Here is a 23,072-nt window from a genome sequence, read left to right on the forward strand (position 1 = left end):
CGCGGAGTCGGCCGCAGTCCGGTCGCCGTCAGCGATTCCGTCGCCGCCGCCGCAACCGAAACGGGAACAAAGAGTTTTGCCGGCGGCGGGACACGACACGGTAATGAGCATCGACGAGTACGACGTCGTCGTGGTTGGCGCGGGCACCGCCGGCTGTTACGCTGCCACGACGATCGCGAACGAGGGGCTCGACGTCGTCGTCCTCGAGCGGAAGGACGAGGAGGAGGCTGGCCACATCGCCTGCGGTGACGCCCTGAAGGGAGCCGACGAGTTCCCGGAGGCCATACCGAAGGATCGGCTGGAGCCGGCGTTCACGAACACCGGCGTCGACCACGGGCGCTTCGAGATCCCGAAAGAGGACACCGTCCTCGATATCCCCGTTCCCGGCGAGCTGGCCGTCATCGACCGCTGGGAGTACGGTCGGCGGATCATCGGCGCGTCGGCCGACGCGGGCGTCGACTTTCACTACGACACCGTCGTCAACGACGTCCGCCAGGCCGAGGACGGCCGGGTGACCGGGATCGACGCGAGACGCCACGGCGACCGGGCGACCTACGAGGCCGACCTCGTCATCGACGGCGCGGGCTCGCTCTCCCTGCTTCAGGACAAGGCCGACTTCGAGGGGACCACCTTCGATACGAACGTCAGGTACTCGCAGTTCTGTTCGGCCTACCGCGAGATCGTCGAGGTGCCGGAGCCCGTCGACTGGGACGACGCGCTCGTGTTCAAGCCGACCGAGCGGGCCGCGGGCTACCTCTGGTACTTCCCCCGGACGGCGACGGAGATCAACGCCGGGCTCGGCTTCCAGATGAACGAGGAGCCGATGAAGCTGGTCGAGGCGCTGAAACGCGACCTCCGGGACCGGCCGGAGTTCGAGGGCGCGGAGGTGCGCGACAAGCTCGGGGCCGCGCTGCCGACGCGGCGACCGTACGACTCGGCGGTCGCGCCCGGCTACATGGCCGTCGGCGACGCGGCCGGGCACGTGAACCCGACGACCGGCGGGGGGATCGCCGGCGCGGCCTACGCCGGGAAGTACGCGGGCGAGCAGGCGGTCAAGGCCGTCTCCGACGGCGACGTGAGCGAGGAGAACCTCTGGCGGTACAACACGCGCGTGATGGACCACTTCGGCGGGCGGTACGCCGGCCTCGACGTGTACAACGTCCTCTCGACCGCCATCGACGTCGACGACCTGATGGGGCTTCTCGCGTCGCTTCCGGGCGAGAAGCTCGCGGAGGCGCTGTACGAGGGGTCGACGTCGATGTCGTTCGGCCTGAAGCTGAAGGCCGCGGTCAAGAGCTTCGGCTACTGGGGGACCATCCGGAACTTCTATCAGACCAAGTCGCTGGCGGACGAACTGCTCTCTCACTACGAGTCGTATCCGACGAGCCCCGCCGCGATGGCCAACTGGACGCGCGAGCGCGACGCGATCATGGACCGGATCTACGAGACGACCGGCGCGGAGCCGAAGTACTGAGTCCGGCGGGACGTGGACCGGCTCGGCGAGACCGACAGGACGTCGGGACCGGCGGGACGTCGGGACCGGGATCAAGGGAGACACGCCGGGAGGCGTCGACGGGAAGGGGCGGCTCAGATCCCTTCGTCGAGCAGTTCCCGGGAGATGATGTTCTTCTGGATCTCCGTGGTCCCCTCGTAGATCTGGGTGATCTTCGCGTCGCGGTAGAGTCGCTCGACGTCGTGGTCGTTGACGAAGCCGGCGCCGCCGTGGACCTGGACCGCCTCGTCGGCGACGTCGACGGCGACCCGCGAGGCGAACTCCTTGGCCATCGACGCGAGCGCGGTCAGGTCGCCGGACTCGTTGTCGACCGCCCACGCCGAGCGGTAGGTGAGCCACCGGGCAGCCTCGGTGTTCGTGTGCATCTCCGCGAGCTTGTGTTTGATCGCCTGGAAGTCGCTGATCGGGCGGCCGAACTGCTCGCGCTCCTCGGCGTACGCCAGCGCGCGCTCGGCCGCGCCGCGGGCGATCCCGACGCCCTGCGCGGCGACCGCGGTGCGCGTTTCGTCGAAGAACTGCATGAGCTGGAGGAACCCCATCCCGCGCTGGCCGATCAGGTTCTCCTCCGGTACCCTGACGTCGTCGAACCGGAGTTCGGCGGTGTCGCTCGCGCGGATACCGAGCTTCCCGGTGATCTTGTCGCGGGTGAGCCCGTCGCGGTCGCCCTCGACGAGGATCTGCGAGTAGCCGGAGTAACGGTCCGCTATCTCGGGGTCGGTCTCGCAGACGACGACGAAGTAGTCGGCGACGGTGCCGTTGGTGATCCACATCTTCGAGCCGTTGATCACCCACTCGTCGCCGTCCTTCTCCGCAGTGCTGCCGTTCCGCTCCGAGGCACCCTGCGCCTCGCGTTTCTCCGCGGTGCCGTCGCTCCGCGCCTCGCGTTTCTCCGCGGTGCCGTCGCTCCGCGCCTCGCGTTTCTCCGCGCGTGTCGCGACCGAGGTCACGTCCGACCCCGCCTGCGGCTCCGAGATGGCCGATCCCATCACCGCGTCGCCCGCGGTCACCTCCGGGAGCACGCGCTCCTTCTGGGCCTCGGTGCCGAACCGCATCAGCGCCTCGGCGCCGAAGCCGGCGCTGGAGACGCAGAGGCCGATGCCGGGGTCGGCCGCGAACAGCTCCTCGGTGAGGATCGCGTTCTCCAGCGAGGAGTAGCCGACCCCGCCGTACTCGACCGGGACGTGCGGTGCGAGTAGCCCCATGTCGCCAGCCTTCTCCATCACCTCGTGGGGGTACTCCTCCGCGACGTCGTACTCGGTCGCGACCGGCCGGATCTCGTCGTCCGCGAACCGCCGGACCTCCTCGCGGAGTTGCTTCTGTTCGTCCGTTAGCTGGAACTCCATGCCCGACCGTTTCGCCGTGTGTGTGATAGCCGTTCGCAAACGTCGAGGAATTCGGATCGAGTTTATCGTTTCGACACGTCGCGGCGTGATCGACGACGGGAGTGGGCGGTTCGGGGTTCGGTCCCGGATCGGGGCGACCGCGACGGGGGAGAACCCGTGGCCGACATCGACTCCTTCGTGAACAGTAAAGTGACCCGATCCAGTACACCGCGATATGGATATCTCATCTGACGGCGGGTGTTCGTGGGTTTCTTCGCTCTCTCGTCAGCTCTCACCCGGGGAGGTGAACGCGGATCTGACCCGCTGTGGACTCCTCGTCGAGCGTGCCGAGGAACTCGCGCGACTCTACCGGGAGCACGGCAACTGGAACGACGTAAAGCGGGTCTGGTTCGACGAGCGGCTCTCGAACCGGAGCACCCGGAGCAGTTCGCAGGCGATCTTCCGGGTCCTGACGTCCCGACTGAAGAACGCCCCGACGAGCCTCCCGAACCCGCGAGATCTCCCCGCCGTCCTGGAGGAATGTGCGACAACGCGCGACAAAGCACAGGTCCTCTACCTCTATCTCGTCGAGGACGACGCCCTGGTCCGGTACGCCATCCACGAGTACGCGTCTCGCCTCCAGAGCAGTAACCACGAGCCACTGGATCTCTCGGATGAGACGCTCACGGATATCCTCCGTTCGTTGGAATACACGGACGGATCCACCTTCGACTACGCGGACTCGACGACTCGCCGATGGTGTGACGGGTTTCGCTCGGTGATGCGGGAGATCGACGTGCTCGGAGGACGGCAGGACGTCGTGGGATCGCCACCCGCTACGGGTATTATCCCGCTCCTCGTCTCACTGGGATACTCGTATGAGGTCGGCAGCGACGGATGGGTGGACTCCCCGAGAGGCCTCCTGTACCTTTTTCAGCCCGAAGGTCGCTGGAACGAGTTCTTCGATCGCGCCGTTCGGACGGACGCGTGGACGTTCGTCGAACTCCACGGTGACCTCCAGCTCCGCCCGGAGGGGACGACGTACGACTGGGTGACCGGAGGTGACGTCTAATGTCGAGGCGCGATTGGTTCAACGATCTCCCGGAGGGATTCGAGGAGTCCGTCCGGATCGACAGCGCCGAAGACGACCACCGGTTTCGGGCGATCCAGTCCTATCACGTGACGGAGGATTCGGCACGGTTTCTCACCGATTTCGTCAACCGCACGCTCGGGCGTGCCGACGACATGCGAACCGGATCCAACTACTGGCTCTACGGCTACTATGGAAGCGGAAAGAGCCACCTCCTGACCGTTCTCGACGGCCTCATGGATACCGCGTGGGTAGCGGGGCGGCGGGAGACCGTATGGAGCGAACTCACTCCGACTGGCGGTGCTAACGCGGAACTCGATGCGCTTCGAGAACGATGGGAGGCCGTTCACGACGAGTACCACGTCGTTCCGATCTCCATGAACTTACTGAAGTACCAAGGGCAAAAACAGCGGAGTTTCAGCGAGATCGTCCTCCGGCACGCTCATCGGAACCCACTCCTCACCGGTGTCGATGACGCGTTCTCGGAGGGACTGTCGCCGCAAATAGCCGTCGCGTACTTCGAGTACTGGTACAAGGACGAAGCGCCGTGGCCGGACCGTCAACGACGGGCGAAGTCAGTCGTCGATGCGGTCACTCCGGAAGATTCGACGTACGCCTGGGAACAGCGGAGCGAGGACGACGGCCTCTGGCGGGCAGTTCAACAGTATCAGGCCCTCTCGGACGTCGTACTGCCGGAGCTTTTCGAGAACGTCGTCGGAAGTCGGGACGGCTATTCGGACCTCCAGCCATCCGATATCGACCCGGAGACGGCCGTCGCTCGCCTAGAGAGGCTTCGGAGGGAACGGGAAAGGGAACGCGACAAACCGGTGAAGCTCGTGCTCCTGCTCGACGAAGTGAGTCTCTTCGTCGGTACGAACTTCGAGCGGCTCACCGAGCTCCAGACGCTCGCAGAGAACGTCGATGATATCGGCGACGGGAACATCCAGCTCGTCGCGACTGCGCAGGCGAAGATCGAGGACGTTCAGCCACAGTTCGCCGCCCACGGTGCGGACTTCAGCATCGTCAAAGACCGATTCCCCCACCGCTACCAGCTCCCGAGCCGTCACGTCGGCGATATCGCTCAGCGCCGCCTCTTCGAGAAAACGCCAGACGGACGCGACACCGTCGAGCGGATCCTCGAGACAACGTCGGTCGACCCGCAGACCTCGCTCGTCTACAACCAGGCGAAACAGAATACGACGCCGCCACTCGACGAGATCGACGGGGGGGAGCTCGTCGAATGCTATCCGTTTCTTCCGTACCACGCACCGCTGTTCCTCGAGATCCTCTTCAACTTGCGGAAGAAGGCACCGGACCCGGCGAAGTCCATCTTCTCGGGGACTGCGAGAGCGATCCTGGCGCTCATGCACGGCCTGTTGACGGAGTGGATCGAAACGGGCGAGGAGGACCATGTCATCTCGCTCGTCGACTTCTACGAACTCATCCGTCCGGAGCTACGGGAGATCCTCCCGAAGGACGTTCGCGTAGTCGAGGGGTCGAAGACCGCACCCGGCGCCGTGGATCCGGATCGACTCCACGGAATCGCCGACGACGTCGATGACGGCTCGCTAGACGAGTTCGACCTGCGTGTCGCGAAGGCCGTCCTCCTCCTCCAGAACGTCCACGACATCGTGCCGATGAACGAGAACAACCTCGCGGTCGCCGTCATGTCCGACCTCGACGGCCGGGCCCAGATCACCACCGCCAATCGCGTCGAGGAATCCCTCGACCGAATGGAGAAGTATATCCGCCCGACGGACGACGAAACGGGCCCACGCTATCGGTTCGCGACACAGGAAGAGCGCCTCATCTACGACGAGACCGAAACGAAGGAAGCGAATCCGGACTGGGACGCCGTCCTCGAGGCGCTCGACGAACACCTCTGGGCTGATCTCACAACGGACCTTTCGCTCCCGGAGTCCGTCCCCTACGGCGAAACGACCGACGAGTACCCCGTCGCCTATCGATTCACGGTCGACACCCTCGACTTCGAAACCCGCGTGGATGCCGAGAACGCACTCGGGATCGACGTCGAGGTTCAGGGTATCCACCCCGACGCGGACGTCGACCGGATGGGAGAGAACACGCTCTACTGGGAGATCGATACGGAGGGGTTAGACGACCTCCGGGCCCAGCTCGTCGACTGGTGGGCGCTTCGGGACGCAGTCGAGGCTCGTGACGCGCCACCCGCCGTCGAGCGCGATCTCGAAGAACGCGCGAGATCGGTCACACGTAAGGTCGTGAGTGCGATGACGTCGGGATCGTTCGCCGTGAAAGACCGGACCGATATTCGCGGTCTCTCGACCGCGGTGAAAGCCGCGGTGGATGCGACGTACCCGGACGATTTCCATCCGATGATGCTCCAGGTGTCGGACGAGCGCCTACAGGAGCTCGCCAACGTGGAGGGTGCTGACCCGCTTCCGGGGTGGGCCCGAACGGTCCAGGTCCCATCGACGAACCGAACGGAGGACGCCGGGAGACAGCCCATCCAGAACAACGTGCTGGTGAACACTGGTCGTCAACTCAACGGAACCGACGACGGGCTCGCGCTCTCGACGGTTCTCGACGAAATCATCGACAACAAGCCCTACTATTCGGACGTCCGTCCAGCCCTCCGTGCGATCCTGTGGGGGTTCTGTCGCCGTGGACGTCTGCTTCCGCTCGACGAGGACGGGGATGCGCTCGCTGACGAGCGGGTTCTGACCGGTCCGGCTGCGACGATCCGCCTCAAACTGCTCGAGGTCGCCGACCCCGGAGAAGCTCTCGAAACACACGGATTCAAACGGACCACCGAGACCGTCACGACCGGGCTCATCAACCTCCGTCGCGCCGACGAACGGCTTCGTATTCGACAGAGTAACCTCCGGGAGGACGTACAGTTAGCTCACGAAAACGTGGCTACGGACGCCGTTTCGTCCCTCTTGGAGTCGTTCCTCGAAGCGCTCACACGTCGTCGAGACACGACCGATCAACGGCTACGAACCATCAAGGACCGGGACGACGGCCTCCTGGACGCGATCGAGGAGACGAAACGAGAGCGGGAGTGGCTCGACGACGTCGTCGAAACGTGGGAGCTCCGACGATCCACCCTCGGCCGCTGGGATGCGGAGTTGACGCTCGGCGACAGCCGCTTCGACTGGCTCGAGGAGCGCGCTGTAACGACCATCGACGCTCGCCGGGAGCGGGTCGCCGAGTTCGACGGCGCGTGGTGGACCGCGGACGGGTGGAGTCGACTCGTCGGGACGCTCGAGGGAGATGCGACGAGTGACCTCGAACGGTCGTGGGAGGCGTACACCGACCGACACGACCTACACGCGCTCGCTGAAGACATCGAATCGAACGACTGGATCCGTCCGCTAGCGGATCGGCCCGGTAGCGCTCGGAGAGGCTTCGAACGCACATACATCACACCGCTTCAGAACGTGAAAGACTGGTACGACTCGATCGAGACCGCGATACGGCCCCTGCTGAACGACGAAGAGACCGAGTTCGAGGGAGTGACAGCGGAGATCCGGACCCTCGAAACGCTCGACGAAGCGGTCGACGTCCCGCTGGATGACCTTCGCGGACGCCTCGAGGCGCTCGAAACGGTTCTCGGAGACGTTTCACCCGACGATGTAGACGCGGTCGGCGTCGTTCCGGACGATCGCCAGTCCATCGACGAACGGCTCGCGCGTCTCGTCGGATCGGGAGCAGTCGATGTCGAGGAGACCGATACCGGGGTGGTGATTCGATGACGACCACCGCATACCGGGCGTTCAAGGAGACCCTCGTTCGGTTCGCGAACGGTCGACACGGCATCCGAAACCCGTTCGTCATCGCGGCCGTCCAGCCCCGTCTCGAACGCCGGGTCGCAAAGCGCCTCCAAACCTGGGTTGCCGGTGAGGAAACACCCGCCCTCCCCGAAGGGGCGACGGTCCAGCCGATCTGGCTCGACGAACTCCTGGCTCGGACCGACGCGTACCGCCTCGTGGTCGACCTCGGTGAGGCGATCGAACCGGCGCAGCTAGAAACGACGCTTCAGGACCGACTCACTGAGGAGCTCGTCTCGACGATGCTCGAGACGGAACTCGACCACGACGACGCGGAACGTCAAGATCACATCGTGTTACTGCTCCATCTGGGGAGCCTCTATCCGTTTTCGCGGGCTTCGGAGCTCCTCGACGAACTCGACCGGCGAAAGGTGAAATCCACCATCGGCATCCCCTTCCCCGGCGAACTCGTCGGCGGGAAACTGAACATCTACGGCGGCGACTCGAGACACTACTATCCTGCCCACCAGATCGACGGAAAGGTCCGGGAGGAGGACCTCCAATGAGTCTCGGAGAGCTGTTCCGCGATGACCCGACCCGAGACCTCGAGGAGGTCCAGACGGTTCGCGGCCGCGACGATCTCGCGACGGACGTCCGCGAGTTCCACCAGACGGAGAGCGCGGAGCGCGTTCTCACGGAGCTCGGGGACATCGTCGAAGCGCAGGCCGAGCCACGGTTCCTCTACGTCGAGGCGACCTTCGGCTCCGGGAAAACCCACCTCCTCAAGCTCACCGGCCTCGTCGTCGACGGCGGTTCGCCGGACGCCGACCTCGGTGACCAGCTCGCCGAGAAGTGGGCAGGGTTCAACGATCTCCAGCAGTCACTGACGAACTCGCACGTCGACCGGCTCGAACCCGTCTTCCTCAATCTCCTCGACCGTGACGCCTCGAAGGAGCCGCCGCTCCCGTTTCTCATCTTCGAAGGGATGGGACGTGAACTCGGCTATCCGACGGATCCGAACTGGTTGCTCGAGTGGGCGTGGCGGCTCGATATGGAGTACGACGGTGTCTGGGAAGCGCTGCAGAGCTTCGAACACGAGGGGCAAACGTTCGACGACGTCCGCTCCGAGAAAGCATTCCTGCGAACGTGGCTCTACAGCGCCCTCCCGGAACTGCCGGAGACCGATGACACTGACCTCGACACGGAAGCGGACGTGAAGGCGTCCATCGACGAGGCAGTCGCCGACGTCGACCCGGAATCGTTCGGCCCCGAGGAGCTGGTCGAGCGCGTCGAGACGGCAACGGAGACCCTCGACCGACGCTCCGGCGGAACGCGCGCCGAGTTCATGTTCGGGCTCGACGAGGTCGCACTGTTCGTGGGTGACAGCACGCAGCGATACCGGGAGTTCGAGGAGACGATGGACGCCCTCCAGCACGGACCGAACCCCGTCGTCGTCACGACGGGACAGTACTCCCCCCCGGCCACTCGCGAGAGCCTCATCGGGGAATCGGCCGACGATCACTGGACGCAACGACAGGTCACGCTCGAGGGGGCCGACACCGAGATCGTCGTCCGAAAGCGCTGGCTCGAAAAGAGCACCACCGGGGGGAATCGCGTCTCCGAGCTCCTGTCGTCGATGCCCGACCTCACGCTGGATGCGTACGGCTCGATAGCGAGCGTGGACCCGGATCCCGTCGCGTCCTACCCGTTCCGGTCGTACGACCTCTCGCTCCTCAGGGCGGTGATGCAGGAACTCGTCACGCAGGGGCGCGAGACCGACAGGGACTACATCCAGGGTCGAGCGTTGCTCGTGTTGGTGCGCTCGCTCTTCACGAAGCTCGGGTGGGCGGACAAAGCGGAGGGGGCACTCGTCACATGGGACGTCCTCTTCGATCTGCTCGTCGAGGAGACGCCGTACGTTCCGATCTGGGTGCAGGACATGCTCGGGAGCACCCTGATACCGACGTTCGGCGACGAGGATGCCCGGGAGGTGCGCGTCGCGAAGGCACTCTACCTCCTGAACCGGACTCCCGCCGTCCCGGCGACGCCGGAGAACCTCGGACGGCTGCTCGTCGGTGACGTCACGGCGTCGATCGACACCGTCGTCGGGGAGACGACGGACGCGCTCGAAACCCTCGTGGACAAACGCCTCGTCCTCACGGAGACCACCGACGAGGGCGATGAGGAGTACACGCTCGTTTCCGAGGAACAGGAGGGTATCCTGAGCCGTGCGCAGACGAAAGCCGAACAGGTCTCCCCTCACCAGCTCTCCGCGTGGGTCGAGGCTCGACTCCGGGAGCACGACTCGTTCCTCCGAAGCGAGGAGACGCGACACGAGGTCGACGTCGGCGACGAGCGTCTCGTCCCCCTCCGCTACGAGTACTCGATCCTCGATACCGTCTCTCGCGCACCGAACCGTGAGCACGATGCGCTCCGTGTGCGGGTACTCGCGACGGGTCCGGAGGAGCTCGCCGAGCAAATCGACATTTGGCAGGAGGTCAACGACGGGCTGAGCGGCGGCGAGCACCTCCTGTGCGCCATCGAGGTTCCGGATGGCGTCCTGGATCGGATCCGGAACGTCATCGGGATGGAACAGGTGCTCGGAGCGGAGACGGAGACACACGAGGACCTACAGCGCGAGCATCGGACGAACAAGCGACGCCTCGAAGCGGCCATCGCTCAGATCATCGAGGACGCGCGCGTCCACGACGTTCACGAGCAGGTCGGCACGCGCGAGGCTGCACTCGAAGACGCCGTTCGCGGGACGCTCACGTCCGTCTTCGGGGACCACCGGCGTGTCCTGTCGCGGCCGCTCGTCGAGGTCGACGACGCGAAAGCGATGGCGTCGTTCTTCCGCGGAGACGGGTCGTGGCCGCTGACGGACGTCGACGCGACCCTTCTCGGCGTCGACACGGCCGAAGCCGGTTTCACGGAGGAGGGGTGGGCTGCGGCGTTCGTCGACCGGTACGAGTCACGGAAGGCGGTCGACGCGGAGACGGTCCTCCGACAAACACGGACGGCCAACGGCGACTACCGAGGAACGCCGCGGGAGTCGATCGCGGCGCTGCTCATCACGCTCGCGACCTCGAACGAGGACATCGCGCTGAAACGAGACATCCAATACGTGACGGACCCGGCAGCGATCGGTCGTGCCGTCCGAACGAAGGGCGGGCTGACGTCGCTCCAGGTTCGCTTCGACGTCGACATCACCGACCCGAAGAAGGTGCGGACGCTCGCAGGTACCGTCGTCGGCTCCTCGGTGGCGGGTTCGGGACCGGACGAGTGGATGGCGGAACTCGGCGACTGGGCGGCTGGGAACAGCATGGACGTCAAGCGCACCGTCTCCGCGGTCGAACGCGAGTTCGGCGTCGACCTCGACGCGCTCGAGGCCGTCCTCCGACCGGCGCTCCAGGGAGAGACGCTCTCGACGTCGACGGTGCGGTCGGGGACCGATCTGGACGCCGTGCTCAGTGACGCGGAGACGTTCAGGGTCGCCTGGGAGCTGTTCGTTCCCGCACCCGACGAGGAGTCGCTCTGGGAGCGGTTCGAGACGGCCCTCGACGAACTGGAGTCCCTGGGCATCGACGAGACGGTCGCCGCCCGGATGCGGAAGACCGCGTCGGCCTCGACGGTCCCGAGCGTCGACACGGTCGAAGCCCGCATCGAGGACGCACGCGGGAGACGCGTCGATCACCTCACCGAGCAGTACCGTCGGGTAACCGGCGAAACGCCGGCCAGCGAGCGTCCGGTGGAGATCCGCGAGCGGCTCACCGATCGGCTCCGGGAGAACGACGAACAGGTCCACGACGTGCTCGAACGGGGGGCGACCGAGTTCGAGGGCGTCGCCTTCGACGCGCTCGACGACGTCCTCACCGCGGTCCGGAGCGGCGAAGTCATCACCGAATCCGACCTGGCCGACGACGCCCTCGTGGGGGACCTCGAGACGTACGAGACGTGTCGGGAACTCTTCACCGAAGGTGCGGGTGGGTCGCGCTGGGCGTCGCTGTGTGCTACTCACGACCGCCTACAGGAGGAACATCCGGACTCGCCCACGACCGACGCGATCGCGGTGACGCTCGGCGCGGCCGTCCCGCCGGAACCGAGGGAGGTGGATCGGCTACTGGCGGCAGCCGAGGATCCGAGGCAGGCCCGTCCGGACGACGACCGCTGGAAGACGCTACAGGAGCGGGGCAACGAACTCCGAGTCGAGCTCCCGAACGCCGACGTCACCGACGAGGTTACCACTGCCCTCGAGGCCGAGGAGCGACCGGACGAGGCGCGTGTCGAGGAACTCCTCGCCGAGGCCGGGACGCTCCTCGAGCGCGTCCGGGGCGTCCGGGAGACGCTCGACGGCCTGGAGGACGGGAGCATCGTCGTCATCGAGACGTCGGTGTGAGCAGTTCGTCGCTCGACTCCTCCGACCGGCACCATTAATGACCCTGCTGTGATTCGACTCGAGCATACCGGATCATGGCGGAGCACCCTCTCTCACGACGGACGGCCCAACTCGACAAGGCGGAACGCGAGCATCTCGAGGACGTCGTCGAAGACCTGCGGGAGCGCGCGGAAGCGAACGTCACCTACCGGCTCCGCCAGCATGACCCCGAAGACGAGCCCGGAGACGTCGACGAGGACGAAGAACTCGCCTGGGAGATAGCGGACGCTTGCGAGGACTTCACAAAGGGGATTCGGAACGACCGGGCCGACCGCGCCCTCTCCGAGATCACGACCGCCGGCTACCGGCCCAACCGGTCACACGACGTCGCGATCAACGTCACGCCGTTCGCCGAGGCCGAGATCGTCCCGAAGACCGTCGAGGACACGGTGCTGTAGCGATGCCCGCGACGAAGACCATCCCGGAGTGTACGCGGGAGGCGATCCGGACCGCCGTCGACGACGCCGTTGACGACGAGCCCACGGTCCTCTGGTGGGACGAGGGCGGCTTCCTCGAGGACGTCGTGCGAGGGCAAGCCGACGCCCTGGGGTACGCGTTCAACACAGCGGAGACGACGCCGCTGGAGCTACGCGCGGACGCGCCACGAGAGACGACCGTCTGGTACGTCCCCCAGGCGAAGACCGACGAGGTGGACTGGTTCCGGGACGTCGAGCACACAGGCGGGGAGATCGAGGCGCACGTCGGGACGCTCGCGGTGCGGTGCTTCGAGAACGACCGGCCCCAGGCGACCTCGCTCCGGACGACCTACGAGGACGCCGACGACCGGGAGACGGTCGCGAAGACGCTCTACGGCGAGCTGAACGGGAAGGGCGGCCTGCCGAACCTCCGGAGCGTCCGGACGAAGATCGTCCTCGACGGCCACGAGGACCCCGTCCGGTTCGTCCTCGAACACGACGCGGACGGCCTCCCGGAAACGCCGGACCTCCTGAAGATCCGCGACCTCCTCGTCGACGGCGGGATCGACGCCGTCGAGGACGCGACGGACCCGGAGACGATCGTCCGGCGAACGCGGCGTTGCGCCGTCGCGGAGTGGCTCGTCGAGGCCGGTCTCGACCGCTCCACCCTCCCGGCGGAGTACCGGTCGTCGTCGGAGTCCGGCGTCGGCGTCTCCCGCCCGGAACTCCAGTCCGTCCTGAGCAGGACCGACCGCGCCGAGGCGCTCGCCGACCACTACCTCGACCCGAGCCAGCGCTACTGGCACGACGTCCTCCGGAAACACGACGACCCGTGGGCGCTCTCGAACTGTCCAGTCGACGCCTCCCTGGAACACGAACTCTGGGACGCCTGGCTGTCGACCTACCACGCGGGCGACTACGAGAGCTGTGCTGTTCGCGCACGACGGCGACACGACACGCTCGAGAACGCCTACGGGGAGGTACCGTGGACGACGCTCTGGGAGCAGGCGATCGACATCGCCGAACTCGCCGGTGAAATCGATAATTGGGGGGGGCGCAGCGACACGAGCGACGTCGTCGAGCTCTACGGCGACGTCGACGACGGTACCTGGCAGATCGACAACGCCGTGTTCAACCTCATCATCTCCGGGACGCCCGAGGACGACCTCCCGGAGGAACATCCCGCGACGTCCTCGCTCGACGACCTCCGCTCCTCGCTCACGGAGTCCCAGTACCTCGACTACCTGGCGGAACTCGGGGAGCTCGTCACCGACCAGGTCGACTCGGGCGCGCCGTTCGTCGGGAAACCGCACGCCCACCAGTTCTTCTCGGAGGAGCAGGACCACTTACAGAGCGGACAGAGCGTCGCGCTCTTCGTCATCGACGCGCTCCGTTTCGACCTCGCCCACCAGCTCGCGAACGCCGTCCGCCGTGAACTTCCGCGCCTCGACGTCAGCGAGGATGCCTGGGTCGGGACGCTGCCGTCCGCCACCGAGTTCGGGAAAGCCGCACTCACGCCGGGGAGCAAATTCAGCTTCGGGATCGGCCTCGAAGGCGGAGCGCTCGTCCCGAAGCGGAACGGCCTCGAGATCTCCTACCACCGCAGGAAGGAGCTCCTCGAGAACGACGGCTGGAGCTACATCGTGGAAGCGGACGGCGACGACGCGGGGTGGGGCAACACGCGAGTCGCCTACTACTGGAACGACATCGACTCCGCCGGCGAGAAGGAACTCACCGACTTCGAGGCCGTCTTCGACGACCGGATCGACTCCATCGCCGACATCATCACCGAGAAACTCGACCACGGGGAGTGGGACCGCGCGTACATCCTCGCCGACCACGGCTTCGTCTCCCTTCCCCGGACGGTCGACATCGACGACATCTATCCGCCCGACGAGGCCGAGAAGGTCACTCACCGTTGGATCGCCGGGCGGAACCTTCCCGACAATACACCGGGCGTCCGTCTCGACGAGCGTACACAGCTCGGCTATCTCGACGAGGACACCGACGTCAATACGCTCGCGGACCCCATCCAGCGGTTCCGCAATCAGGGCGTCCCCGACGCCCGCTTCTACCACGGCGGTATCCTGCCACAGGAGTTCGTCCTCAACTTCGTCACCATCACCCAAGGATGAGCGCCGAATCTCAGCTCCGTTCCGGTGACCGGATCCTCCGCAACCACGTGCCTGGGGAGGTCATCAAGACCGACTCCGTTGGCGACCTCGACTACGTCCGCGCGTCCGTCGAGGACGCGGGCGTGAAGACCGTCTGCGTCGACGACGTCGATTCGCTGCCCATGGACTCCATTCGGAACGTCGAGACGCGTATCGGGAGCCGGCGAAGGGAGCTACGGCGGAAAGCGCAGGTCATCTCGCTGGCTCCGGAAGTGGAGAACTTTTGTGTGGTGCTCCCGGCGTGATCAGATGTCGCGGTGGCGTCGCCGGCGCTTCGCGCCGGCTTCAAGCGAGAGCTTCGCTCTCGCCCTGCGCCTCCGAGTGCCCCGGAGGGGCACGAGGAGCCCGCGAGGGAGTCAGTCGCCCTCCGCGTCGCTCCGGGCGACTGACGAGGCTGGGGAGGCGTGAGGTGCGGTTGCGGTGCTGTGCGGTGCTGTGCGGGGCGGGACTCAAGGCAGACGAGAATCGCCCGACTCGCAACGACTTCCGATGCGTGAAATGCGAGTCGGAAGCGAACGCGGAGTATAATGCGGCGAAGAACATTGGAATGCGGTATGTCCGTCGGGGCCAACAGTCGTCTCGGCGGACGGGCAACAGCCAACTTGCCCTTAAGTCTGGAACTGTGACGCCGAGTGGCGGATTTACCGCCCACCCGGACGGGTTCGAGGCCGAGTTCACGGACAAGCCCCACCCTCAAAACGCCGAAGGCGTTTAGGGTGGGGTAGTTGACTACTGTGACGAGCGAGTGACTGAGTGAATTATGGAGGAATCACAGGCAAGGCACGCGCTGGATGCTGACTCGGTGGACTGTCAGTTGTGGATCACGGCATGGATCGAGCGTGGAGAACGGCGCGTGAACTCATACGCTGGGGCGAGCACGCTACTGTTCGGTCTCCCACCGACTATCGTACTGGTCGCGTATCCGATCCTTCGCTGGCAGTACATGACCCTTGGGTACCTCTTCAGCTTCGCCGCAGTATTCCTCGTTCTGCTCGTGGCCCCGTACCTGATCTGGTACTACGAGGCGAACCTCCTCCCGGCGTTCCGCCGCGATGTAACCGCGATTGTGGCTTCCTCGGACCGAGACCGGGCGCAGCGCGTGGTAGATCGATACAGCCGTGTGATCGATCGGTACTGGTGGATGACGGCCGTCCTCGCGTCGATCCCCATCCCGATCCTGATGGCTCGAGGAGGTCCGTTTATCCGGGAACATGGCCTCTTCGGTGCCGCTGATCCACTGTTTTGGGCGGTATTTGCCGTGCTGCTCTGGATTGGGGTGATCGTGGGCATCGGGTTTTTGTTGGTCGCCGTGACGATCCTTACTATCCGGAACATCGCTTCCTTAGAACTCCGAATCGATCCCATGCATCCGGACGGACTCGGAGGGATGAGCATCGTCGGGACGTACGCGATCCGAACCACCGGGTTGTTTTCCATCGGATCGCTACTGCTTCCCCTTCAACTACAGTACGCTGCGACGGTCGGACCACTCGCGGGGTCCCTCATCTACGTGATGGGCGGTGTGTACGCCGTTTTCATCGGACTCTCGTTTCTCTATCCAACGATCACTATCAGTCAGCGCGCAAACGCGATTCGTCAGCGGATCCTCGAGAACATACGGGATCAATACGAGGAGCTGAAGCGGGCAGCCGGGGAACCACGAGCGGGTGCGGACCTCGTGGACACGGATCCCGTCACCGAACAGAAACTCACCCGACTCCGAGACGAGTACCAGACGTATCAACAGGTCCGGTTGTATCCGCTCCGAGTGTCCGTCATCGCCCGGCTGATCGGGTCGATACTTCTCCCGATCCTCTCGATGACGATCGAGTTCTCCCTCCAACCCGAGATACTAAACCAACTGCTGAGTGCCGTCGTGTGACGAGTGTGGCACTACGATATTCTCACGACTTTCGAGTGGGACAGCAGATCTACGTTGAGCGCATCCGGATCGCGAAACAGTGGAACGATCAGTTTGACAAGGTCGCCTGAAAAGTTCGATTTCGTGTCAGTAATCTACTAAACCTCCGTATTCAAGTGGAATAAAGTCAATAAACGCAATAAGCCCGAAGGTTGGATAGTCCGGAATTCGTCCGTGAGAGTGGATTTCTCGCGAGATTCGGAAGGTTCGAGACCTCGGGAACGGGAGCGGCGAGGGTGACGATCCCGAAAGACACCCTCCGCGACTGGGGACTCGTTGACGACGATGGTAGAGTTGATGACGGCCACGTGGCCGCCGACGAAACCGATGACGGCGCGATAACGGTCGAGCCGGTTCAGTAGCTCGGCTCGATCTCGTTTTTCGGTATCAGGCTCCTGTTGGAATCCTCTGGGATTGACAGGAATGGCATGCTGGATACAGTCAGCACGAGAACTACCCTATTTTTTCATCTGAACTCCGAATCACCCGATAGAATGCGCCTGCTCATTGGTCGGAGTAGATTCGACATCGGGTATCGCTGAGCCTCAATTTAAGTTTTTGACTTGACAATCGTCCGTCGCCGCCTTACAGCGGTTCTCTATAGCCACTGCCATCCAAGACCGTGTATCACGATAACTGCCAGTGCCCCAAAAACCACCAGACCCACCATGTAGAGAATCATTATAACTCCCATTTGTTTTGTTGTCATCTCACCTTCAAGTATATCTGAAATGCCCATGAGACAACGTAGTAGTCTGACTTCATAAATCCCCACAGACATATCTCTTCTGTTGATATCTTATAGATGTTATAACAAATCAGCTGGCAACGTGCGCGGCTACTTCGGAGCGAGGTACAGTGTATTTGTCCGGTTGTCTGTCGGTTCGCAGTCTGTCTGAACGATTCGACCTGATCGAATGAGAGAATAATTCTGTGCGAGATACGCGCTCTATATTCAGCACGGCACAAACAAACTATCAGCGACTGATGATTCCAACAGAGTCGGTATTCTCCAAAACTGTGTTGCGATGGAGCAGATTCCTCGAGACGGTCGAGTGACCTCGTGAGCGGTCAACGCGACTCTGTGGCCGGTCGCTCACACTGTCTCTTCGCGCTGAATTAAGAGCACGCCAACTACGACGAGCGTGCCGCCGACGACCGTGACGACTGAAACGGGCTCTCCCAACACCAACGCCCCCAAACCGACGGTCACGCCCGGTTCGGCGGTACTGATGACGCTCGCTCGGCTCGCACCGATCTTTGCGATGCCAGCGAAGAACGTGAGTACTGGAACTACAGTGGCCAGCATCGCGATCCCAAAGATCACCCCCCATGCTGTTGGGGTGGCCGGCATCGTCAACGACCCTGTTCCGGCACCGAACACGAGGAAGCTGAGGGCGGCCGCCGGCAACACAAAGGCTGTCAGCGTCGCTGCGGGTACCGTCGTGAGCGCACGCTGGCTGACGAGGATGTAAAAGGAATACGCACACGCCGAACCGAGGACGACGACGACGCCGCGCGGGTCCACACCGGCCGGATCGGCACCAGTGATGAGTGCGACGCCGCCGATCGAGAGCGCTAATGCGGCGATCAGCGGCAGCGTCACGCGATCCGGATGGACGACCGCGGTGAGGACGACGACGAACGCCGGATACGTGTAGAGAACGATCGCGACCATCCCGGCGGTCATAAACTCGAGGCCAAAGAAATACAGCGCGCTCTGAGTCGCGTACCCACCTGCACCGAGTACGAAGGCGATCGCGACGATCCGTCTGCTCGGAATGTGTAGTCGCCCGCGAGACCACAGGATAGTCCAAATGATCACCGAAGCGAGTGCGAATCGGAGCGAGAGCACCGTGGGTATCGATAGCTCCTCTTCGGCGGCGATGACGCCGAAAATCCCAAGGGTCCCGAACCCAACCGCGGAGGCGACCACGAGTGCGATGCCGACCGTCTCGTCGTTCATACTCCAACGCCGTAACCGAATTTCAAAGCACTACTGATCTGGAAGGTCGTTCTCTCAGTTCCGGCGTACGAAGCGAATAACCGTCGAATTTCCCGAGGAGAAAGTACTTACCGCCGAATACGGAAGTCGGAATAACCGATGCGACGACGGAATTTGCTGGCAACGCTGGCCTGTGCGCCCGCGCCGGGTATTGCTGGTTGCGCCTCCGATCAGGAGTGTACCGGTGTCGAGATCACAGACGGGGAGTTGCGAGTCGATTACGTGTGTGACCTCGGCCCGTCCAATGGCGGGGGCGTCAACGGACGCATCGGGTCTTGCGAGGAGGCGTTGACGCTGGTGGTCGTCGAGGACGGCGAAGTCGTCGGTGGACTTCCGATTCAACCGAACGAGAGCGGGCGGTGGCAAGTTGAGTTCGACGAGGACATGGGTCTATCCGGAGAGTCGGGCGAACAGACGGTCAGGGTCCGGGATTCCGACGGTAACGTTCACGCGGAAAAATCGATACCCGTCGATCACTACGAGGACCGACCTGATCTCGGTGTGGTCCCCGTCAGTCTCGAACCAGAAACGGTCGCTATCGGCGAGTCGGCGGACGTCTCGTTCGGCGTCGAGACGTTCGGCGGCGACGCCGAGTTCACGGCCGAACTGCTGGTCAACGATACGTCGGTCGAAACCCGTGAAGGATCGATTGATGGCGGTGTGGACTGCGAGGGATTCAGCGGCCCGGAGTTCGAGTTCTCTCGCACGTTCGAAAAGGCCGGCGAGTACCTTATCGCGGGTCGAATCGAGGCCGAAAGCCACCCGGAGGCCGGTGACTCACAGGACGTCGGAACAGTGACCGTCACCGAGTGAGTCCGTCGGTATCTCGTCTCCCAAGAACAGACTGTACTTGGCCGTGAAACGAGAGCCAGACTGTAACTGCGATACCGGCAAAACAGATCGGATCGTGTCAAAAATCGCACGCGCGATACAGCGGTTGAGTTCTGGAAGACTGGTTGATCTCTACTTCGCCCGTGTCGTATCTGAGATAAATAGGAAACCCCGCGAAATCGATACTCTCAGTCGAGATCGTTTCGATTCATCTCTAGACGTTTGTTTGAAATACACGAATAGTTCGTAGAAAGCAAACGTGTACGAACGCGTCTCACAGTACATAGAGTATTCAAGTAACGTAGGTGATAAAGGAAACAGGAAGGTCATGAGCGTCCCTGCCATTCCATGGACGGAACTCACCGTTGCGGTCGGCGCGCCACTTTTAGTTGTGGTATTCTACTTTGACGGGATGATTATCGGGAAATTTATTCCTTCAGGGGCGCTCTTCTTCGGATACGTCGTTATCGTCGACCCGCCTGTGGTGGTGCTTTTTCCCGTCAGCGGGCTGTGCGTCGCCGCTTCAACGCTCGGCCAGTGGACGCTGTACCGAGGGTTAAACGAGGACCGTCCGGAGTTCGTCGGGATTCGCCGACGGGTGCCGTATCTAAACCGTCTTCCGTTTTTCATCCGGGCGAAGATGGGCGAGCGGCGGATGTGGTTCGTCACCAGGATGTTTGATCGGTTTGGCGGCGTCGGTCTCTGTCTGACGAACGCTATTCCAGGTATGGGGGGGCTGATGAGTATTCCGGCCGGTCTGAGTAAGTATCCCTTGGGCCGTTTTCTCTTGTTCGCCACCGTCGGAAACGTCTTTTACGTGTTCATTTTGGTCGCGGCCGCGAGGGGACTCATCGATCTGTTTTAATGGCAAAAAGAGCGTGCTTGCGCCGACGACCCAACAAAGGTATGGCAACATTCGACTGGTTTGACCACGGTGTGACTATAGCTGAGGCGCTCACACTCATCCGGATAGCGGCCAACCACAACGATAAACCGTCTCCATCCTCTTCCGTGACGACGAGAAGACCGTTTCATGACCTTCTGTATATGCGCTGTGTATTCAGTAGCGACTCAGCGTTCGGTTCCATGCCTTCGGGCGAACGAACCGCCCACACGATTGGATGGAGTATAAAAGCGTGTCAGAGAACCGCTCTTGTAGCCCGCTACCTAATTAGACGGTACGTACAAGCGTCCTGTCCGCGAAAGCCAGTACATGTCACCGGACACCGACTACGCACTCGTCACCGTCCTCGAACACCTGGGCGAAGACCCGGACGCGCTGAACATAGAGTGGGCCGAGTTCGTTGGCGATGCCTCAACCCTTCACACGTTCGAGGTCACGACGACGAAGCCACTCGACGCGTACTTTGAGATTCAGCTCTACGACGTGGGGACGTTCGGACACGAAGTCCTTGTCAACGGCGAGCCGCTGACGGGGTTCGACTTCCCTCCCTCGGACGGCTGGCAACTGTGGATAGATACCGTCACGGGCGCGACGCTACAACAGGGCGAGAACACCATTCAAATCGTCCGGGATGGCGAGATCGACGACGAGTTCGCCATCGGGAACGTGATCATCCACTGGCGCTCGGAGAGTTCGCGTGAGCGGTGACTAACCGATAACTCTCGGGTTCCTCTCAGAAGCGGCGTGCTGGATAGAGAAGATGTAGTTAGCACGAGAACTGCGTTATTTTCCTCAAATAAATTCTGAATCAGCCGATAGAATGTGCCTGCGAACGTATCGGCTATTCTCCGCTACGACTGCGCTCGTAGACGTAGCTGAAAGCTAGGCTGAGTGGGACGGCTATCCAGATTGTCCACACGACCACTGTCAAGACGGTAAGGGGGTACAGCTCGAAGAACGCTCCGAGGAACTCGGTGAGCGAGGTCGGCGGGTCAGCCCCCACGTACGGGTTCAAAACCTCGTAGCCGTACACCGGGGCCAGTAGCAACCACACGGCAGTCCCGGCGAGGTAGTTTCCGACGACCGTGACCAACGCTGCGACGGCACTGTAGTATGGGACACTCGACGGCAGGAAGCGCCACGTGAGCGCCCCGACCACGAATCCCGTGGCGAGATAGACCGGAACCGCAGACAGAACAAACCCTGCGGGGCCCACCGATCCCGTAACCAGCGCAATCATCGGAGCAAACACGATTCCACCGGCGAGGACACCGGCGGCCATACTGTAGCCAGCCCCCACTTCCTGTCGGTCTCCGAGCGGCAACCGTGACGGTCCGTATCGACCGTACAGCCGCACAACTCGGTCCAGCCTGGCTACCAAGACACTCATCCCCTTATAAATTGTACCTGAACGTACTTTGTTCCGCCGGCTGGACAGTGTCTCGCTGTCTATCTCCCCATCCGGGCAGCCTCGGCTCCAGGATAGCCCAGATACACAGGTAGAAAAGTCTACTCGCCTAATAATCGAAGATAATCCAATCGATATATTTCTAGTCTGTACTGAACGAACCGGTCTGATCGATTCCGAGGATAACTCAGTACAAGACTCGCGCGTTCTATTCAGCACGGCCCGATGAAAGCTATCACTGACTGTATATTTTAACAAAAGTTAGTGTTCGAGAATCCGTGTCTTCCCGGACGAAATTCACCCTAGAGCCCAAGATCCACCCTCAGACCACCCCTGATCGGTACTTTTTGTCCGGTTTGCGAGATACCCAGACGAGCGATGAGTTTGGGGGATCACGACGAAGACGAAGCCGGGAAGAAAGTGTGGCTCAGTCGAACCGACGTCGATCGACTCGTCGACACAGCCGACGATACCGAGAAGCGCGTCGCGTTCGAGCTCGGAGCGCGGTGTGGTCTCCGTTCTGCCGAGATCCTCGAGGTCGCTTCGCAGGACGTCGTCGTCGACGTAGCCGAGCAGTACGTCGAATTCCGCCGGGTTCACTGGGCCGACCTGCGACGGCGCGGCCTGTGCGCGCCGCCAACTGGAGGACGTGGTCCATCCGCTCGGGAACTGGAGCCGATCCGGCTCGCCGAGTCGGTTCGCGATCTGTTCGCGATGCTCCTTGACGGCAGTCTCGGGGCTGATAGCTCACCCCCGTACTACAGTCGGGACACGCATCGTAGGGGATCCCGCTACCGGGCTTCGAGGTTCGCGTCAGCTTCGATCCGCACTTCGGACAGAGCCTCATGGACGGCACACCCCCTGGTCGAGCGCGGCGCACCGCTGGTTGACCTCGGTGATGTACAGTCCGCAGAACTCGCAGATCCCCGGCTCTACTTTTACCTCAGGTTCACAAAGGTTTAATTTTAAGATGGGGCCGGAGGGATTTGAACCCCCGATCGACTGATATCTCCGGTACGCCTCGGAACTCCAGAGGGTCGTCAACGCGAGCGATGATCAGTCGCCCGCTCGGTATATCAGTCTGGAGTGTCGTCCCGGGCGTGGCCTCTGGAGTCAGTCGCCATGCCTGGCTTGGCCACAGCCCCGCGCTTCTGCGAGTGTGGGTTGCCGAAACGCGGATAAAGGGGTTTCGATCCGGAGCGATCGACGGACGCGACCACCCTCTCTACTCCCTGTCGTCGTCCGACCAGGAGCACTCCTGGCATTTGTACCCGGTGACGAACTCCGTGACGCTCGGCATG

Annotated in this window: 19 protein-coding genes, 1 tRNA gene and 1 pseudogene; 15 read left to right on the top strand and 6 right to left on the bottom strand. The window is 63.1% G+C overall.

Features of this window, described 5'->3' with window-relative positions; all coding sequences use genetic code 11:
* Nucleotides 1-103 precede the first annotated feature (103 nt).
* On the top strand, nucleotides 104-1,474 hold the full coding sequence (locus DQW50_RS07300) for a geranylgeranyl reductase family protein (protein ID WP_112078638.1): 1,371 nt from the start codon (nucleotides 104-106) through the stop codon (nucleotides 1,472-1,474).
* Nucleotides 1,475-1,587: 113 nt separating this feature from the next.
* Here DQW50_RS07300 and DQW50_RS07305 read toward each other — a convergent pair whose 3' ends face one another.
* Nucleotides 1,588-2,856 (bottom strand): acyl-CoA dehydrogenase family protein, encoded by a 1,269-nt coding sequence (locus tag DQW50_RS07305; protein WP_112078639.1) that lies wholly within the window; start codon nucleotides 2,854-2,856, stop codon nucleotides 1,588-1,590.
* A gap of 214 nt (nucleotides 2,857-3,070) precedes the next feature.
* On the opposite strand from DQW50_RS07305, the gene DQW50_RS07310 reads away from it, so the two are divergent.
* The 10 genes and pseudogenes from DQW50_RS07310 (at nucleotide 3,071) to DQW50_RS18615 (ending at nucleotide 16,985) form a co-directional block, all read left to right on the top strand.
* Nucleotides 3,071-3,907, top strand: coding sequence for a BrxA family protein (locus DQW50_RS07310; protein ID WP_112078640.1), 837 nt, complete (start codon nucleotides 3,071-3,073; stop codon nucleotides 3,905-3,907).
* Nucleotides 3,907-7,662, top strand: coding sequence for a hypothetical protein (locus DQW50_RS07315; RefSeq protein WP_112078641.1), 3,756 nt, complete (start codon nucleotides 3,907-3,909; stop codon nucleotides 7,660-7,662). Before DQW50_RS07310 ends, DQW50_RS07315 begins: the two co-directional genes overlap by 1 nt.
* Nucleotides 7,659-8,243 carry a BREX protein BrxB domain-containing protein gene (locus DQW50_RS07320; RefSeq protein ID WP_112078642.1) on the top strand — a complete coding sequence of 195 codons (585 nt, stop codon included), beginning with the start codon at nucleotides 7,659-7,661 and terminating at the stop codon, nucleotides 8,241-8,243. Before DQW50_RS07315 ends, DQW50_RS07320 begins: the two co-directional genes overlap by 4 nt.
* Nucleotides 8,240-12,073, top strand: a complete 3,834-nt coding sequence (locus DQW50_RS07325) for a hypothetical protein (RefSeq protein WP_112078643.1) — start codon at nucleotides 8,240-8,242, stop codon at nucleotides 12,071-12,073. The genes DQW50_RS07320 and DQW50_RS07325 overlap by 4 nt, the downstream gene beginning before the upstream one ends.
* Before the next feature lie 74 nt (nucleotides 12,074-12,147).
* Entirely contained in the window at nucleotides 12,148-12,510 is a 363-nt protein-coding gene (locus tag DQW50_RS07330; protein WP_112078644.1) for a hypothetical protein, read from the top strand.
* A 2-nt stretch (nucleotides 12,511-12,512) separates the two neighbouring features.
* A complete protein-coding gene (pglZ, locus tag DQW50_RS07335; protein ID WP_112078645.1) occupies nucleotides 12,513-14,663 on the top strand; it encodes a BREX-5 system phosphatase PglZ in 2,151 nt (716 codons plus the stop codon).
* Nucleotides 14,660-14,947 (top strand): hypothetical protein, encoded by a 288-nt coding sequence (locus tag DQW50_RS07340; protein WP_112078646.1) that lies wholly within the window; start codon nucleotides 14,660-14,662, stop codon nucleotides 14,945-14,947. The genes pglZ and DQW50_RS07340 overlap by 4 nt, the downstream gene beginning before the upstream one ends.
* A gap of 200 nt (nucleotides 14,948-15,147) precedes the next feature.
* Nucleotides 15,148-15,417: pseudogene (locus tag DQW50_RS18430) on the top strand (RNA-guided endonuclease TnpB family protein); the annotation flags it as partial.
* A 45-nt stretch (nucleotides 15,418-15,462) separates the two neighbouring features.
* Nucleotides 15,463-16,584: a hypothetical protein gene (locus DQW50_RS07350; protein WP_112078647.1), complete on the top strand. Its 1,122-nt coding sequence runs from the start codon at nucleotides 15,463-15,465 to the stop codon at nucleotides 16,582-16,584.
* Between the two features lie 275 nt (nucleotides 16,585-16,859).
* On the top strand, nucleotides 16,860-16,985 hold the full coding sequence (locus DQW50_RS18615) for a hypothetical protein (protein WP_255417625.1): 126 nt from the start codon (nucleotides 16,860-16,862) through the stop codon (nucleotides 16,983-16,985).
* A gap of 236 nt (nucleotides 16,986-17,221) precedes the next feature.
* On the opposite strand, the gene DQW50_RS17835 is transcribed toward DQW50_RS18615, so the two are convergent.
* Nucleotides 17,222-17,362, bottom strand: a complete 141-nt coding sequence (locus DQW50_RS17835; RefSeq protein WP_198664633.1) for a hypothetical protein — start codon at nucleotides 17,360-17,362, stop codon at nucleotides 17,222-17,224.
* 357 nt (nucleotides 17,363-17,719) lie between these two features.
* Complete coding sequence (locus tag DQW50_RS07360; RefSeq protein ID WP_112078649.1) at nucleotides 17,720-18,589, bottom strand: DMT family transporter; 870 nt, start codon at nucleotides 18,587-18,589, stop codon at nucleotides 17,720-17,722.
* A gap of 138 nt (nucleotides 18,590-18,727) precedes the next feature.
* On the opposite strand from DQW50_RS07360, the gene DQW50_RS07365 reads away from it, so the two are divergent.
* The 3 genes from DQW50_RS07365 to DQW50_RS07375 all read left to right on the top strand — a co-directional run bounded on the left by DQW50_RS07365 (nucleotide 18,728) and on the right by DQW50_RS07375 (nucleotide 21,071).
* Nucleotides 18,728-19,441 carry a hypothetical protein gene (locus DQW50_RS07365; RefSeq protein WP_127341315.1) on the top strand — a complete coding sequence of 238 codons (714 nt, stop codon included), beginning with the start codon at nucleotides 18,728-18,730 and terminating at the stop codon, nucleotides 19,439-19,441.
* Between the two features lie 277 nt (nucleotides 19,442-19,718).
* The gene (locus DQW50_RS07370) at nucleotides 19,719-20,324 is read left to right on the top strand and encodes a DedA family protein (protein WP_127341316.1); all 606 of its coding nucleotides are present in this window, start codon (nucleotides 19,719-19,721) and stop codon (nucleotides 20,322-20,324) included.
* 348 nt (nucleotides 20,325-20,672) lie between these two features.
* The gene (locus DQW50_RS07375; RefSeq protein WP_112078652.1) at nucleotides 20,673-21,071 is read left to right on the top strand and encodes a hypothetical protein; all 399 of its coding nucleotides are present in this window, start codon (nucleotides 20,673-20,675) and stop codon (nucleotides 21,069-21,071) included.
* A gap of 133 nt (nucleotides 21,072-21,204) precedes the next feature.
* Here the strand turns inward: DQW50_RS07375 and DQW50_RS07380 are convergent, their stop codons facing one another.
* Entirely contained in the window at nucleotides 21,205-21,645 is a 441-nt protein-coding gene (locus tag DQW50_RS07380; RefSeq protein WP_112078655.1) for a hypothetical protein, read from the bottom strand.
* A 504-nt stretch (nucleotides 21,646-22,149) separates the two neighbouring features.
* Between DQW50_RS07380 and DQW50_RS17840 the strand changes: the two genes are divergently transcribed.
* Nucleotides 22,150-22,734, top strand: a complete 585-nt coding sequence (locus DQW50_RS17840) for a hypothetical protein (protein ID WP_157964852.1) — start codon at nucleotides 22,150-22,152, stop codon at nucleotides 22,732-22,734.
* A gap of 8 nt (nucleotides 22,735-22,742) precedes the next feature.
* Here DQW50_RS17840 and DQW50_RS17845 read toward each other — a convergent pair.
* A tRNA-Trp gene (locus DQW50_RS17845) sits at nucleotides 22,743-22,916 on the bottom strand.
* An 80-nt stretch (nucleotides 22,917-22,996) separates the two neighbouring features.
* Nucleotides 22,997-23,072: DUF5795 family protein (locus DQW50_RS18435; RefSeq protein ID WP_241964370.1), on the bottom strand; the 76-nt coding region annotated here is incomplete at its 5' end.

This window comes from Halorubrum sp. 48-1-W (genome assembly GCF_003287355.1).
Classification (GTDB): Archaea; Halobacteriota; Halobacteria; order Halobacteriales; family Haloferacaceae; genus Halorubrum.